The organism is Geobacter sp. 60473, assembly GCF_036323535.1.
Lineage (GTDB): Bacteria > Desulfobacterota > Desulfuromonadia > Geobacterales > Geobacteraceae > Geobacter > Geobacter sulfurreducens.
Map to the genome: position 1 here is coordinate 1,443,589 of NZ_AP028967.1, position 14,992 is coordinate 1,458,580.

Here is a 14,992-nt window from a genome sequence, read left to right on the forward strand (position 1 = left end):
AATAATATATACGCTAACGCCTGGCGACGATCTCATTAAATAATTGCTCGTAACCGTCCGCTACTTTTTCCCAAGTATACTCAGTTTTGATTCTTTGGACAGCCTTAGCTTTATATTGATCTAGCTCAGACACGTGCTCTAATGCCCATTCCATTTGTTTACTTAGATCTATAGGGCATTTCTTGTAATAAATACCTCCGTCACGCAACACATCATAACTAAATGGGACGTCGATTGCTATAGTAAAGCAACCTGCTCCCATGGTTTGCAACAGCGCTGGGTTTGTCCCTCCAACTTCATTGCCATGAATATATGCATAACAATTACACCACAGTTCATTAAGAAGTTCTTTATCATATATATACCCAGGTAACAGTACATTATTATCAGCTTCTGACAATATTTGCCGATAATAGTCGCTTTCGTATGGTACTCCTCCAACAATAACTAATTTCTTGTCGGTTTTTATGCGCTTATAAGCTTGAATAGTCAATAATGGATTATTTTCTGGTTCGAAGCGAGTGATTTGCAGAAAATAATTACCTGGCGTAACTCCTAGCGAATTTATCAATTCTGGCTTCTTGCTAACAGATATCTCTGAACCGTAAGCTATATAAGTACTTTCGACTCCATATGTTGCTTTGTAATAATTTTGAATTCCAACAGAATCAGCAATCACCCGATCGGAAAGCTTTGTTGAAAGCCATTCAGCAAATTTATAATACTGCTTGGCAAACTTCCCCCACTTACCACGCTTCCATTCGAGTCCGTCAGTATTGATGGCAATTTTATTCCGGAAAAGATAGGGTAGAATTAACGCCGGGCTATTAGCCGCATTAAATATCATAAGTACATCGTAAGACTGAAATAAAGCATGGTATATTGAAAAGAAAGTATGCGAGAGTGTATCTAATGATTTCAATTTTAAATTTGGAAGATAAACAAGATGCATTCCAAGATAATCTGTCATCTTGCACTTATAATAACTATTACGGCAATATACCGTCACTTGATGGCCACGTTCAACAAGACGCTTCCCAAGTTCTTCAACGCACGTTTCAAAACCGCCATAATTGGCAGGCACACCTCTCGTACCGATAAGGGCTATATTCATCGACCAAAAACGTCCTTCACTGCTTGAAGATATTGAAATTGCCATCTTTTTGTAGGCTCTATATAAGAGCCTTCAGCAAATTCATTCCAACAACATATAACAACTGTGCTTTTCGTTTTTATATTATAGCTATCTATATATTCTTTTGAAGCTAAAAGATGTTCTTTAAAAGAATTTGGGTCACTAATACATTCATCGTGAGGAGTGAAGCTACCCCACGGCTTTTTACTCCATCCAGCAGTAACTGGCAAAAAATATGGTAAGGACGTATTACTAAGTATCCATTCCCAACTTTGTTTGTAACCTGCTGAAAGTTGGGAGTAGTTAACAGCTAATCCTCCTTTTTCATATACACCACTGTATCCCCTATGATAGTTATATGCAGAAATGGCGTCATAACCATTATTGGGAAGAAAGTCCTTAATAAAATATTCAATTGCTTGAGCACAACCGACAAAGTATATACCACCATAACCAGCTTCACGACTCATCTTCCGAGCTATGTCTAACAAGTCCTTAGAAGTCATACCAAAACTACTTGCACTGTCTCTCAATCTTTCAGGAGAAAATATAAATACGACTGGCTTCCCATCAATTGTCACATATTGTTTCTTATTAAAGTAATTATTAATCCAATAACTAACCATCAAGGTGAATTGCTGAAGATTAACAGGCACATCGGTTTCATTTGCCCAAAGTATCGTGAATTTTACCTTGTTGTTATTTTTTGCTTTTAAATAAGCATTGATCGCATGTTCAAGCTTTGTGGTATTGTCTTTTTTCCAGTACCAGTCATAGATGATAAAGTCAATACCATACTCATACATCCACTGGAGATGCTTTTCTGCAATTTTAAAATCTTCTTCAGGGTAATTAAAACCAAGTAGTGGTTCACGTTCAGGCCAAGATCGACCGGGTGACCTCGAGCCTTCAAGCCCCCGGAGGTCATTCCAATACTCACTACTGGAGTACCATGCTGGGAAATAGTATACTCCCACATTATAGCTGTTTGCACGAGCAAAACCAACACACAAGAAAACTCCAATTATAAGACTAAGCAAAAGGCGTAAACTAGGAATCCAGCCCATATCTATACCCTTCCAATGTCTTTTCTGCTGCCTTCGTCCACGTGTAGTTTTCTAAAACTCTTTTTCTCAATGCAGGGTCGATGGGGTTCTCATATGCCCTGATAATTGCACTTCTAATTGAATCTATTGAATCGGGTTCACAATAGAAGGCATAGTCTCCGAAATAATCTCGAGGATCCCCCTTGTCGGTAACAACGACATTACAACCCATTGCTGCTGCTTCAAGTGAAGATAGCCCCGGCGTTTCCATCCAACTAACTAAACAATGCACACGAGCTGCCTTGTAGAACTGGGGAAGATCACTATGTTCGACTTGGCCAAGCAGATGAACATTATTCCCAGCACATCTCTTAATTTGATCATAGTAGGTTAAATGGTTGGGAGCAGCCTTTCCAATAAGCACTAGTTGCCACGGCAATCCCTCCATGCTACGAACCAAATTGAGTTGATTTTTTCTCCCCTCTATTCTAGCAACACATAAGACAGCATCTACATATTTTGATATATTCGGGGATATTTTAACTTGCTCATAGTTGAATAATTCAACATCTGCAGCGTTTGGCACAACTATATATGGCTTACTCCTCGATTCGGGAAAATCGGCCCAAACGCGCTGCATTTCGCTTTCAGAATTTGGTAAAAATACATCCGTCATTTCAATTATCTCTCGCTGAGCGCGAATATGCCCTTTACAAATATATTCAACAGTTGCTCTGCTCAGCTCCCTATTAAGCACGGCTCGAGAGCAGACTTTAAGATATTCAATTTGCCCTGTAGAGAGAAATCTAGTTATTAACCTTCCAGCCAAGCCTCTTGCTTTTTGATCGTATTCAGTATATAGACCATAAATTGTTGATAAAGCAATCTTCTTCCCCTGCCTCTTTGCGTTGCGTGCTTGAGACAAGACATCTTGAGGACGGATCAAGTTGAAAAGATGAACAATATCGTAGCCATCGAGGTTTGGGGTAGTATCAGTTGATATATCAAATTGTACCCCAAGCTTATTTAGATATTCCTTGGTTTTAAGCATTTGAACGGTATCACCACCAAATACCGAAAACAACGTTACCCTTGATTGTGACAATATCTTCATAGCTTCTTTCTTACTTTTAGTAAGTATTGAACAGCGAACAGTTCCTCAAATAAGCCAAGAGTAATTTTGTTTAGATAATAGGAGACTCCTCCACTGTAGAGATCTTTCATTTTTATCGTTACAACTTCATACCCAGCATCTTCAAATGCCTCCAGCATTGTCTTTTTGGTGAAAAATCGCAAGTGCCCTCTATCCAAAATTCCTGCATTATTGTATTTCCAATCGCCACCAAACAATAACTTACCAATAATTTTATAATTTCTTACGTTAGGAATGCTTGCGATTAAACAACCACTATCGTCCAATCGTTCCCTAGCCTTTACTAGTAAGGCCCATGGGTTTATCAAGTGCTCAATAACGTCAAGACACAATATCAAATCAAACTTGCTATAGTCATCGCCAAGTACAACATGCTCAATATCTCCAACCAATATTTCATCAGCGCTAGCACGCGCAATAACTCCCATCTCCTCAGATATTTCAATTCCGTATAACTTTGCTTTTGGCTGAACGCTGCGCAACAACTTCAACGTATTTCCCGAACCGCAACCTATCTCCAGAACCCTATTAAAGACGCGGGGAAGCAGCTCAACAATATCCATCCGCGTATTTGTGTAATAATCAACACAATAGTCTACCTTATCGCTCATGTGTACACCTATGATTGTTAGAATCGTTTTTGTAAAACCACAAATTGCTCAAAAAAGCAATATAAACTAAATTCCAATAAAAATGAAAATATTGATAATTATTTGTATAAAGACAAAGATATAAATTAACGACTAAATAGGAATACACAAATGTAATTGAAGGAGTTCTGCGCTGCTTCATTACAACATAGAGCCATGTCATTGCTAATCCGAGACAAAATGAAAAGATCGAAGTTCCGATGATTCCGAAATCTGCGAATGGCACCCCTAAATATGTACTTGTCAGTGTTTTATCAAAACCCGTGTCCCATACTCTATTTTGAAACTGACCTAAGTCTTCATCGACACCAGGCAACAAGCTTCGTATGGGGAAGGAAAAAAAATATCCATAGGTATGAGACAAATTATTGGGGAATGTTTCGATAAGCTTATCTAGTACGGAGTAATTCATTGCAACTGTGAGATACCCTGGTACAAGCCAATAGTATCCCTTTAACCGCCAAATACTATCAAGAGAAGCAATATACAAGTCTCCCCACAGCAAATACTCTCTTAAAAATTTAAACGCCGACAAAAAAACAAAACCAACAACACCAAAGAGACAGAATGTTATCAATCTGATGTTTGTTTTACGATAATGATAATACACCAGAATAATAGCTATAGAAATAATTAAGTGCCCCCTAGACCCCACACCAAGCACGGCAAAAGCTGCAAATACAATAGCTCCTAAAAGTAGCATTCTAGTTGACAATGACAGCGTTTTTCTGTTTTCTATAAAGTAAGCAATTATACATAACGAGGTAGGCACTATAGTCATAGCAATTAAATGTATATATCCAGATTGCATAAAAGCAAATCTATCATTCTCAACAGTGGCTGAAAGTAACGGTATACTTCCAAATAATGCATATTCGTACAGTAACGCTCCCATACAAATTGCGTATAATAGAAACAATATTTTTAGATACCGCTTGTTTTGTCTGCATAAGCAACATATTGTTATTACTTTAGCACCACAAACACTATTAAGCAATAATACAGGTAATGCCCCGCATAAATAACATATCATTGATGAGATCACTACTATTATAGTTACCGGCTTGACTTTTATAACATTTGTAGTAAGAGGCAGTACTGCCAACAGTAGCCCAAGTATAAATATCAGCGGGAATCCAACATAAGGAGCTAAGAAGTCGATTCTATTATCTGATCTATTACGCATATGTGCACGTAAATCAACTAAAAAGGGATGATGTGACATGCATAAGATAATGCCGCATAGTTAATGCACGACAATAACTTCCCTTTTTAACTGGGGATGCAAGAAAGTAAAGCAACATCCTTACAAAAAAACCTACCATCATGATAATTTTAAATACTATAAGTTTAAAATTACCGTGGACCATTAAGAAATACTTAAAGGTACCAACTAACCATTGCACTGAAGGGGCCGTGGGGATTTGGGTTGAACTTGCGCCGTGAATATGGAGTATTTCAAGATTGGGCAAATAATGAAGTTCGCCGTAAGTCGATAATCGATCACACCACTCAGCATCTTCGGCATACATAAAGTATGATTCATCGAGCGCACCAACACGCTCTACTGCACGCCTCAAGACAAGCAAACATGCGCCTGCAAGCCAATCAACCTTTACGGGTTGCCCCCTTGCAACGAAATATGCTTGGTCAATGTACATCCCTTTAAACTTTAGCGGAAATAACCGCGATAAAAAAAAGAAATAATTGAATGCCGTTGGCACTGAAATTTTATAACCCGCACCGCCTGTTTGAAGTTTACCAGATGGTAATCTCAACGCAGGTCCACAGGCAACCACCTTCGGATGACTATTCAAATATTGAACCATATGTAACAATACATCAACGTTCACAACAGTATCAGAGTTAAGTAAACATATGAAACTTGAACTACCTAGAGAAATCCCTAGATTATTTGCCTTTGCGTACCCCTCATTATTCTGATTAACATGCAATACAACTTCTGGATAAATATTTCTCACCATACTAACACTGTCATCACACGACGCATTATCTACAACAATAATGCGGAACAGATGCTTCGCATGATAGATACTATCTAAGCAATTTCTCAGCAAAGACGATGTATTCCAATTAACTATCACTATATCCAATAATTTCATAGTGTACTTACTGTATTTGAATTTTGTCGAGCACATAATAAGTGCGGACAATTTTTAAAATCTGGTGAAAAGAAACCAGTACCATCAACAATATTATATACCAATATCTTATTTTATAATTACCTAATACTAGGTCAACACCAATAACAACTGTTAGCACGTTAAAAAACGAAGGATAATAAGTCATATCGGCTAATTGCTTTCTTATTATTGAATAGATGCGATTTCTTGGTGTCATGTCGCCATGAATACTCACCAAACTATCCTCCATAGCATCCCGAACTGCAGTATCACTAATAATGTTTGGGTATCGCCTAATTGTTGCTATAAGAATGTGCTCTTTACATGAAAACGGGAAAATGCAAAATCCGATTAGGGCAATAAATCCAAAGAACAAAACATTTATATGGCCACTTTGTTTGAACACACCGAAAGATAGACAAAATATCGTAATTACTGGAATGTATAAATGCCATAACCAATCAAGATATGCTCCAGCGATACCGACCCTTGTATCGTTATTCATCAATTTAGTATATCTAGCTATCTCACCATCACAATAATCCAACACATTAGACACGTGCAACATAACTAAACCTACAATCACAGGGAACATCTCAGATCGCGTTAACAGTATAGCACCGATTGTCCCAACAACCATACCCAACACAGTAACCATGTTAGCAGTTAACCCAAATCTATACAAAGCGTATGATAAATAAGGGCTCACTCTTCTTGTTGCCTTTATTACGAAGGAGTCATAATCTCCTCCCTTGGCGCAATTATTCTTGAAATGATCAAAACTCATAAACTATAACCACCATCTATTACTATAGTTTGACCTGTTACATAATCGTTTTGTAATAAAAACATACAAGCATTTGATATTTCCGCCACAAATGCAAATCGTTTGAGGCATATCTTATTCTTTATTCTTTCAATCTGTTTCACATCCTTATTTGCATGCCAGCCGGTATCAGTAAAACCTGGAGTAAGTACATTGACAGTAATGCTCCTTGGTGAAAAAATAGGAGCAAGGTATTTAACAAGCGTCTCAAGAGCAGACTTTGATACACCATATGGTATCGAGACTGCGTGAGGTACTCTTCCGAGTATTGAACCTATGAATATAATTCTACCATTAATATTAAGCATGTTATCAATTTGTTGCAGAATATAATATGGGACTGCCAAGTTTGTATTAAACACTTTGTCCCAATCATCCATTACGAGATCAGGAAACGATGTCCTGCTAGTCATTCCTGCATTGTAAATAATGTAATCTAATTTTGTTGCTAAACATCTGACACGATCAACCAACCTATTAGCACCATCATATGTTGATAAATCAGCCTTTATCAAATCAAATTTGGGAGATATTTTAATAAACTCGTCTCTTATTTTATCTGCAGCGTGATCATCGCTCTGGTAATTAATTATCACATAACAACCTTGTGCTAACAAATCTTGAGCGATTTGCTTGCCTATTCCTTTAGTTCCACCCGTTACTATAGCGTATTTTTGCATTCAGACTATCCTGTCTTTCCCCTGGATTCTTCTTGCGTGGAGTAAATGATTGACAGAGTCAATCTCTGTCCATTCGTAATCTGATATGTCGTAATATTTGAGTTTAAATTCAGAATTCAGTATCATTTGCACCAAGGCGTTTTCATACCATTCATTAATACATTCATCCTCAATCATTCGTTCTACTTGTTCTTTAAGCAGAAGTGCTGATTCTTTGGTTAAAATTGTTATGCCAGCATATTCTCCGTAATATTCATCCAACTGCTTACTCATTACAACAACAAGATCATCTATAACTTGAACATTGTAATCGCCATCGACCTTGATGGAGCTATCCACCAAAACAAGATCGTTGTTTACCAATTTAGTCAATTCTCTGGTGAGCTGCTCAGATATAACTATATCGCCATTAATAAGTATCACATTGTCGAGCAAAGAATCTCTAGCAAACCAAAGAGAGGCTATGCTATTAGTAACCCCATAAAATGGGTTGTAAACGAAATTGCACCCATTTATACTAGCTTCAACATCATTACGCTTAAACCCTGTTACAACGGTAATATGAGCAGTTGAATCGAATTTTTTTAAAAGTCTTACCATCCGCTGAATTACTGTTTCTCCATACCCAATTTGCAGCATGCATTTAGGGTAATTTTTTGTAAAAGGGTGTAACCGCGTTCCCATCCCTGCAGCCAAGATCACATAATTCATACGACAAACTCCCTCCTCACCAGAGTATTAAGCCACACCTGTACAGACTTGAAGTAACGGGGAATTTAATATCTAAGCCCAACTTCTTCACTGTAGTTACAACATTTATTCCTGTCGCTTCCATTGGGATTCTTGATTGATAAGGATTATTACAACGATCAGGAGGGCAGCCAGATTTGCAGAGTTTACAACTTCCACCAATTAATGATAGTGGGGTAGCGATATTGTGTTCGAACAATATTTTTTCCAAGTATAAAAGTGCCTTATGTATTTTATTTGTTGATATTGACCTAATCTCTTGATAAGTAATATCAGTAAACTCCATGCGAATGTATACAAGCAAGGCATTTGTGTATTCGTTAGTAATAATGTGTTTATAATCCAGCTTTGGGATACGTGGCGGACAGGTGAATTTACTATTATAATTCTTGCAATGAAAACACAGTAATAATATTTTTTCTTCGAAATCTATGTTCTTAGGTGCTAGCTGCATAGCTGATATTGAAGAATCATGCATATACAAGCTTTTTTGCAGAACCTGTATCATTGTTGGCCTCACGACGTAACGATTATACCCGCAATATGCATTTCCGAGCTGCCTGTAATAAGTTATTTTTTTCATCATATTCGAGTGCAATATAGAGTGCAAGTGTCATACTGACAAGAATAGCACTTGATGTCAGATAATTACATATACCGCCTAAGGACGACAGGACTAAAGTGTGAGTAGCTATTATCAGCACAGCAAACGAACAGCGCTTGGAAAGCAGAGTATTTCCTGTTAGTCTAAACGTAAAAACAAAATACATTGTAACAAGTACCAAATGGGTAATTATACTTGAAATAGCAGCGCCAGAAGCACCATAAAGTGGAATCAACATATAATTAAGCATAAGATTGACTATTAATGATACAAAGACTCCAGCAGCCCTCAAGCCTTGATTGTCTGTTACCGTTATGACTGCCGCATACGCTCCACCAGCAAACCTCAACAACACAACTATAGATAATAATTGCAATAATGTTATTGAGGTGTGGTATGCGTTACCATAAAGAGATAGGATAATCGGCTCGGCCAGAAGATATAATACACTGGCGAAGCCACATCCACTTAAAATTAAATATTTATTGAATTTAACGCTCATTTTTTCAAATGTTGCTTTATCATACACTGATGATTTAGCAATTATAGGGAAAAAGGCAGCTGAGATAATATCTGATAAAATCATCGTCGCCAATACAAGCCTCATTGCAGCTTGATAGTACCCCACCTCAATGTCACCCTTAAAGTAAGATAACAACACGGTATCTATTTGAAAATATAAGGCTGATATTATAGTGTGTATGCCGAAGGGAAGGGATTCACGTAAAGACCTCAGTCCATCACCGAAACTAAAGCGATAAGAAATCCGCATTATTTTAAGTCTTACGTAGCTAAAACTAATAATAAAATATACAATGCGTGAAATTAAATACGCTATCATTATTGATAGAGTGCTCAATCCGCAGATTAAAAAAATAACTACAAGCACTATTTGTATTATGTTAAGCAGTATAGTGGGATACGTTTCGAATTGAAACTTATTGAAGCCGCGGAACAAACTATTGCAAAATTGGCCGAAGGAATAAAACAACATCGCTATCCATGCAATCCATATGATAAGCATTGTCTTCGCCGGATAGCCAATAAAGTATAAAACAACAACTAATACAACAGTCGATATTACAGAAAGAATCAGTTTACTAGATATAATCGAGTTCACCAAAGATGAAATGTTATTTCTATCGGTTGCAATATCTCGCACAATTTGCATATTAAAGCCATAATCGACTATTACCAAAAATATACCCGTAATAGAAATCGCCAGCGTGAATTTTCCAAACTCTTCGGCACCAAGATATCTGGCAATTATCACAAACAGTATAGCATTCGAAATAAACCGAAGCCCTAAGGTTATCGAGCTAAATAATGAATTACTCAATAAAGACGACAAGTTATCCTCTGATATTCTAAATACTACTAGCAGGATATTGGAAACGTTTTTCAGCTCATTTTCAAACACCGAAAACAAGCATAGCTCGAATTAATAAGCTACTTGCAGTGGGTTTTAGCAAATCAAGTCGTTAAAACTATATATAAATAAGTGCTCAACAGCCTACTAAGACTAATTGCTTACAGCCTTGAGTACCATATCAGGCTGATCAGTAAATATCGCATTCACTCCTTCAGATTTCATCCTAACAGCAATAGTAGATTCGTTGACTGTCCATACAGTTAAATAGAATCCCCATCCCTTAATCATACTTACTACATCAGAGGTAACTATATCGTGAGGCAAACTAAATCCATCGATTACATTAACAGAGGTAGATGTTAATTGCCGAATTATTGATATGTTATTGTGGACAAGGAACAATGTTAAAGAAGGTAAATAATTCTTAATATCTTTAAGTACTTGAATATCATTTGACTGGATACATATTTGATTTGTTTTATTACTACGCTGAATAACTGTCACCAAAAATGGAACTATTTCTTTCCCAGCCTTTAAGTCAATATATAGTTTTTTACCTGGAGGTAGGATTGAAATGATTTCTTCAAGGAATGGTATTTTTTCTCCTGCGAACTGGCTACCTCTTAGTACCCCCACGTCAATTTTCCGAAGGTCTGCAGCAAGTGAATCTGCAACCAAGAGATTGACCCCAGACACCCGCAAAGTATTGTTGTCATGAATCACCATTAATCTATTATCTCTAGATAACATTACGTCAACTTCAACTCCGTCTGCCCCCTGGAGCCATGCTAAGTTCACTGATGCAACTGTATTTTCTGGGGCCTCCATTGAAGCTCCTCGATGTGCAACAATCTCTGTGCCCGAAGACACCGACATTGGCACATCAAAGCGCTCAATGTTCAAGTATATATCAGCAAACTCGCTCAAATTTGTAGTCACAACAGATTCTAACGCTCTATTTGAGTTAGTGGTCTGTTCCCCTATCGACACAGCTGTTGTTTGTTCGTTAATAAAATTAGCTGATATTTTTATTTTATTTTCACCGCAAACAAGGCCAGTAATAGTATAAATCCAGTCTGTTCCAACAACAGTGGCGAATCCATCGGACGCCTCAGTGTCTGTTGAGATATAAACTATAGAGCCTTCTTTAACACGCCCAGTTAACGTTATCGTTTCCTGCCATGTTAATCGGGAGACATGATCAACAGTGAGGCTATACGCATCACTACTAGATTTGGTTGTTTCACTATCTTGGCCACATCCCCACAATACTGATATAAGTAGACACACAGACATCGTAGTAAAAAAGAGAATGCGCACTTATCTGTCTCCTTCGATAACAACATAAATAGCATCACACGATAAAAATGGTGGACAACAATACTACTTGCCACTGTTAATCAAACTTCGCCAACGATCTTTCTGATCGATTGAAAGATGCTCCCAATGATTAATCAGAAATACCAGAAGAATAGACGCGAAAAATGAAGTGCATGTAGACAATAACACAATCAATGATCGCCTTGGCTTTGATTTCTTATCTGGGACTCTAGCCTTTTGCACGATTTGCAGCGACGACACATTTCTCGCTTCCGAAATATTGCTTAATTCATATTGTTTAGACAGAAGCTCAACAAGAGTTTCATATGTTTTGTACTCTCGCATAAGCCTAATATATTCTTGACCAAGCTCGGGGATCTGTCCAACAGAAGGAATTGCCCCCGTGTTTCCATTCCCCTCAAAGCGTGAGATTTGCTTACGGATATCACTAATATATGCTTGAGCAGTTATCACTTCTTGGGCAGAATCAGTAAAGCGTGACCGCAATGAAGCTAGTTCTATTTCTCGAGAAGTAAGTTGTGCTCTTAGCTCTGCAATTCCTTTGATCGAAGCTTCAGCTTGAGCTGTTATCTGTATTGACTTGTTTTTAAGCTGGAACTCTTTTAGATCGTCTTCTGCACGTGCTAAATCTGTTTTGGCTTTAGTTAATTGCTTTTCCAAATAACTTTTACTTTGACCAGCACCTGTCGCATTAAGTCTAATAACGAGTTTTTCGAGTTCTCCTATATAGGCATTCGCAAGACTAGCAGCAAGTTGTGGATCTTTGTCTTCCACTGTAATCGAAATTATTCCATCCTTTTTCCCTGAGGTAATTTCAACATTCTCATCAAGTATACGATAAACATCGACCCTGTACTCGGCGTCATACTCTTTCATAAGCTTAAACCTGTCGATGATAGCATCTTTAACGACTTCGCTCTTAAGTAATCCGACGTAAAGGTCAGACGATGACCCAGTACCAAGAACGTCTGCAGCTAGATTTACAAGCCCTCCCATCTGGTTGATCATCGCTGACATTAGCCCCTGATCTGGCTGTGAGGGTAGAATTTTAGCCGTAGCACTATATATTTTCGGAATCATCAAACTAATACAAATAGATATTACACAAGCAGTCGCAGTAATCAGAGCAACAATGCGTATACGCTTAGCTATAACTTGCAAATAATCTATAAGACTTAGATTGTTACTACTAACACTATTCAGAGATTCAGACACTATTCCTTCTCCGTTTTAGTTATCTATTACATAATCTATCAGCAGAAATTATCATGTCTCGTGAAAATTATGACATTAATTGATCATAGTACCTCTAACCATCAATAGACAAAGGGCCGGTCAGATGACCGGCCCTTACCTCACAAACCGCAACAATCAATATAGTTATCAGTTTATAACAGCTTTCCATGCGTAGTTCTCATCGGCACCCTTTGCACATACTTCCAGGGTGTCTGCGACACCTGCGGCACTCTTTGTAAACCACAGTGTACCGCGTATATTGGGACCGTTGGTATTATCACAGACAGGCTTAGTCGGAGCAGTACGAGCAGGCGACGTTACTGTAGCAGGAGTACTGCTAGCATTAAGCCTCACACCTCCGTTTACCTCTAGGTTCATATTGGGGACTGGAGTACCTACACCTACATATCCAGTGCTTGCAATTCTCATCCACTCATCACGCGTATTTTTGCCAGCCTTTGTCGTTTCGAAAGCATAGTATGAAGGAGTAGAAAGAGATGTCCAAGCACCATCAGCATAGGCAAAAAAACCAGCTGAATAGCGAGGCGTCGTACCGTCTAATGCACCAAACAAAATATACCCTAGGCGATCACCAGATGTTGGCAAGCTATTGTTGGCTTTATTCCTAAAGGCAACAAAACCACCACTCCCCGTATTAACATCTCCGTAATACTGGGTTCTAACCTGTGTAGGTTCAGCGCCCCCTGTTCCTTTAAGATGAAGCCCTGCCAAGGGAGCGTTATGGCCGCTACCAATATACCCTCCATCCGTCACCACAAACATATCAGTAGTACCTGTAGCATTCTTCACAATCAACTTGTTCGCCGCCTGGGCCATCACCGGCATAAGTGCTACAACTGAAGCCGCAACCGCCAACATAACCTTTCTCTTCATGTGATGCTCCTTTCCCCGCGAGGATCTTTGCTAAAATAGCAAAATGAGGTTTAGTTTACAACGATATTTTGAGCAATTAATGTGCCAGCCGCCACCGTGATCGTGCCAACCGTGGTCGTCAGGGTCGTACTGGGGGTATAATCTCCGTTGTAACCTCCCTTCAGTGTTATGGTCTTGTTGGTGTTCATGGTCAGAGCTCCAAGGGAGGCGGAAGTAGTTGCCATGGCCTCCAGTACGGCTCCGGTTGTTGCAGTGTTGTAAGCATCTTGTACAGTGTCAAAATAAGATGTAGTTCCCGCTATCCGTATGGCTTGGTATTTGGCGAATTCCGCGCCAACGGTTGCCCCGGCAGCCAGCGAAGATATCACGCAGTTACCCGTTCCGGTGCAGGACCCGGTCCATGCCTTGAAATAGGAGTCGGAACTGGGGGTAGGCATCAATGTAACCTGACTGTTCGCGTCGAATCCATACAGGCAGGGGCCGCTCGTGCAGGTTAAGCCTGCAGGGTTGCTCGTTACCGTCCCGCTTCCCGCGCCGCTGACCGTTACCGTGACGGGATACTGGGTGACGCCGGTATCGGTCAGGTAGCGCGTTGCCAGAACAAATGAAGAAAGTGACGTGCTGAGCGGCTGGATGTTAACGTCATAGATCCCCATGCCTGCATTCTGATCCAGTCCGAGAGAAAAGACAGGATATTGGTTATTCGTTACCGTGTACTCGAATTCAAAAAGCGGTAAAGATGTGGTGTTGATTCCGCTGATGACCTCGGCCCAGAAAAATGAAATCGTATTGGCATCTGTAACGGTAGTCTCAACAAGATTAGGGGAAGCAGCCTGGTTGAGAAGGGTAGTGCTAAGGTAACTCGTGCCCGCTGGGTTGTTGACAAGGAAGCTTATGGACCCAACGCCCGTAAACGACGGAGTGAGACCTACCGTAACAAAGGCTTTGCTCACGACTGCTTCTGCATCTCGAGCCATGGGCATGGCAACCAGCACCCCGGCCGCCAGGAGAATCATTCCCCTCACCTTCTTTGTGCCCCTGCTACGCTGAAACTGCATGTTAGTTCTCCTTGCTCACGCTAAAAAGCGTGTGCGGCAGGTAACCTGTAAAAACTTGATATACCACACTTTACACAATTCGCGAGGTAAACCGCAAATTATA

The 14,992-nt window shown here is 39.2% G+C and carries 15 protein-coding genes; all 15 read right to left on the bottom strand.

Annotation, left to right across the window (positions count from 1 at the left end):
• Positions 1-13: 13 nt before the first annotated feature.
• The gene (locus AABA48_RS06615) at positions 14-1,159 is read right to left on the bottom strand and encodes a DUF1972 domain-containing protein (protein WP_286352459.1); all 1,146 of its coding nucleotides are present in this window, start codon (positions 1,157-1,159) and stop codon (positions 14-16) included.
• The gene (locus tag AABA48_RS06620; protein WP_254277940.1) at positions 1,111-2,202 is read right to left on the bottom strand and encodes a glycoside hydrolase family 99-like domain-containing protein; all 1,092 of its coding nucleotides are present in this window, start codon (positions 2,200-2,202) and stop codon (positions 1,111-1,113) included. Before AABA48_RS06620 ends, AABA48_RS06615 begins: the two co-directional genes overlap by 49 nt.
• Positions 2,186-3,295, bottom strand: a complete 1,110-nt coding sequence (locus tag AABA48_RS06625; RefSeq protein ID WP_254277941.1) for a glycosyltransferase family 4 protein — start codon at positions 3,293-3,295, stop codon at positions 2,186-2,188. The genes AABA48_RS06620 and AABA48_RS06625 overlap by 17 nt, the downstream gene beginning before the upstream one ends.
• Complete coding sequence (locus AABA48_RS06630; protein WP_254277942.1) at positions 3,292-3,945, bottom strand: class I SAM-dependent methyltransferase; 654 nt, start codon at positions 3,943-3,945, stop codon at positions 3,292-3,294. Before AABA48_RS06630 ends, AABA48_RS06625 begins: the two co-directional genes overlap by 4 nt.
• On the bottom strand, positions 3,935-5,209 hold the full coding sequence (locus tag AABA48_RS06635; protein WP_254277943.1) for an O-antigen polymerase: 1,275 nt from the start codon (positions 5,207-5,209) through the stop codon (positions 3,935-3,937). The genes AABA48_RS06630 and AABA48_RS06635 overlap by 11 nt, the downstream gene beginning before the upstream one ends.
• Complete coding sequence (locus AABA48_RS06640) at positions 5,184-6,107, bottom strand: glycosyltransferase family 2 protein (RefSeq protein ID WP_254277944.1); 924 nt, start codon at positions 6,105-6,107, stop codon at positions 5,184-5,186. Before AABA48_RS06640 ends, AABA48_RS06635 begins: the two co-directional genes overlap by 26 nt.
• Before the next feature lie 7 nt (positions 6,108-6,114).
• The gene (locus tag AABA48_RS06645) at positions 6,115-6,915 is read right to left on the bottom strand and encodes a CDP-alcohol phosphatidyltransferase family protein (protein ID WP_254277945.1); all 801 of its coding nucleotides are present in this window, start codon (positions 6,913-6,915) and stop codon (positions 6,115-6,117) included.
• Positions 6,912-7,634, bottom strand: a complete 723-nt coding sequence (locus AABA48_RS06650; RefSeq protein ID WP_254277946.1) for an SDR family NAD(P)-dependent oxidoreductase — start codon at positions 7,632-7,634, stop codon at positions 6,912-6,914. Before AABA48_RS06650 ends, AABA48_RS06645 begins: the two co-directional genes overlap by 4 nt.
• Positions 7,635-8,345 (bottom strand): phosphocholine cytidylyltransferase family protein, encoded by a 711-nt coding sequence (locus AABA48_RS06655; protein WP_254277947.1) that lies wholly within the window; start codon positions 8,343-8,345, stop codon positions 7,635-7,637.
• A gap of 16 nt (positions 8,346-8,361) precedes the next feature.
• Positions 8,362-8,892: a DUF2284 domain-containing protein gene (locus AABA48_RS06660; RefSeq protein WP_254277948.1), complete on the bottom strand. Its 531-nt coding sequence runs from the start codon at positions 8,890-8,892 to the stop codon at positions 8,362-8,364.
• Between the two features lie 22 nt (positions 8,893-8,914).
• The gene (locus AABA48_RS06665; RefSeq protein WP_254278574.1) at positions 8,915-10,408 is read right to left on the bottom strand and encodes a flippase; all 1,494 of its coding nucleotides are present in this window, start codon (positions 10,406-10,408) and stop codon (positions 8,915-8,917) included.
• A 102-nt stretch (positions 10,409-10,510) separates the two neighbouring features.
• Positions 10,511-11,680 carry a glycerophosphodiester phosphodiesterase gene (locus AABA48_RS06670; RefSeq protein ID WP_254277949.1) on the bottom strand — a complete coding sequence of 390 codons (1,170 nt, stop codon included), beginning with the start codon at positions 11,678-11,680 and terminating at the stop codon, positions 10,511-10,513.
• 63 nt (positions 11,681-11,743) lie between these two features.
• The gene (locus tag AABA48_RS06675; protein WP_254277950.1) at positions 11,744-12,916 is read right to left on the bottom strand and encodes a GumC family protein; all 1,173 of its coding nucleotides are present in this window, start codon (positions 12,914-12,916) and stop codon (positions 11,744-11,746) included.
• Positions 12,917-13,084: 168 nt separating this feature from the next.
• Entirely contained in the window at positions 13,085-13,831 is a 747-nt protein-coding gene (locus AABA48_RS06680; protein WP_254277951.1) for a hypothetical protein, read from the bottom strand.
• Positions 13,832-13,881: 50 nt separating this feature from the next.
• Entirely contained in the window at positions 13,882-14,889 is a 1,008-nt protein-coding gene (locus AABA48_RS06685; protein WP_254277952.1) for a hypothetical protein, read from the bottom strand.
• Between the last annotated feature and the right edge of the window lie 103 nt (positions 14,890-14,992).

Bases quoted from the DNA above. Each gene is read 5' to 3' on its own strand.
- AABA48_RS06615 (WP_286352459.1), bottom strand. From the start codon at position 1,159: ATGGCAATTTCAATATCTTCAAGCAGTGAAGGACGTTTTTGGTCGATG.
- AABA48_RS06620 (WP_254277940.1), bottom strand. From the start codon at position 2,202: ATGGGCTGGATTCCTAGTTTACGCCTTTTGCTTAGTCTTATAATTGGA.
- AABA48_RS06625 (WP_254277941.1), bottom strand. From the start codon at position 3,295: ATGAAGATATTGTCACAATCAAGGGTAACGTTGTTTTCGGTATTTGGT.
- AABA48_RS06630 (WP_254277942.1), bottom strand. From the start codon at position 3,945: ATGAGCGATAAGGTAGACTATTGTGTTGATTATTACACAAATACGCGG.
- AABA48_RS06635 (WP_254277943.1), bottom strand. From the start codon at position 5,209: ATGTCACATCATCCCTTTTTAGTTGATTTACGTGCACATATGCGTAAT.
- AABA48_RS06640 (WP_254277944.1), bottom strand. From the start codon at position 6,107: ATGAAATTATTGGATATAGTGATAGTTAATTGGAATACATCGTCTTTG.
- AABA48_RS06645 (WP_254277945.1), bottom strand. From the start codon at position 6,915: ATGAGTTTTGATCATTTCAAGAATAATTGCGCCAAGGGAGGAGATTAT.
- AABA48_RS06650 (WP_254277946.1), bottom strand. From the start codon at position 7,634: ATGCAAAAATACGCTATAGTAACGGGTGGAACTAAAGGAATAGGCAAG.
- AABA48_RS06655 (WP_254277947.1), bottom strand. From the start codon at position 8,345: ATGAATTATGTGATCTTGGCTGCAGGGATGGGAACGCGGTTACACCCT.
- AABA48_RS06660 (WP_254277948.1), bottom strand. From the start codon at position 8,892: ATGATACAGGTTCTGCAAAAAAGCTTGTATATGCATGATTCTTCAATA.
- AABA48_RS06680 (WP_254277951.1), bottom strand. From the start codon at position 13,831: ATGAAGAGAAAGGTTATGTTGGCGGTTGCGGCTTCAGTTGTAGCACTT.
- AABA48_RS06685 (WP_254277952.1), bottom strand. From the start codon at position 14,889: ATGCAGTTTCAGCGTAGCAGGGGCACAAAGAAGGTGAGGGGAATGATT.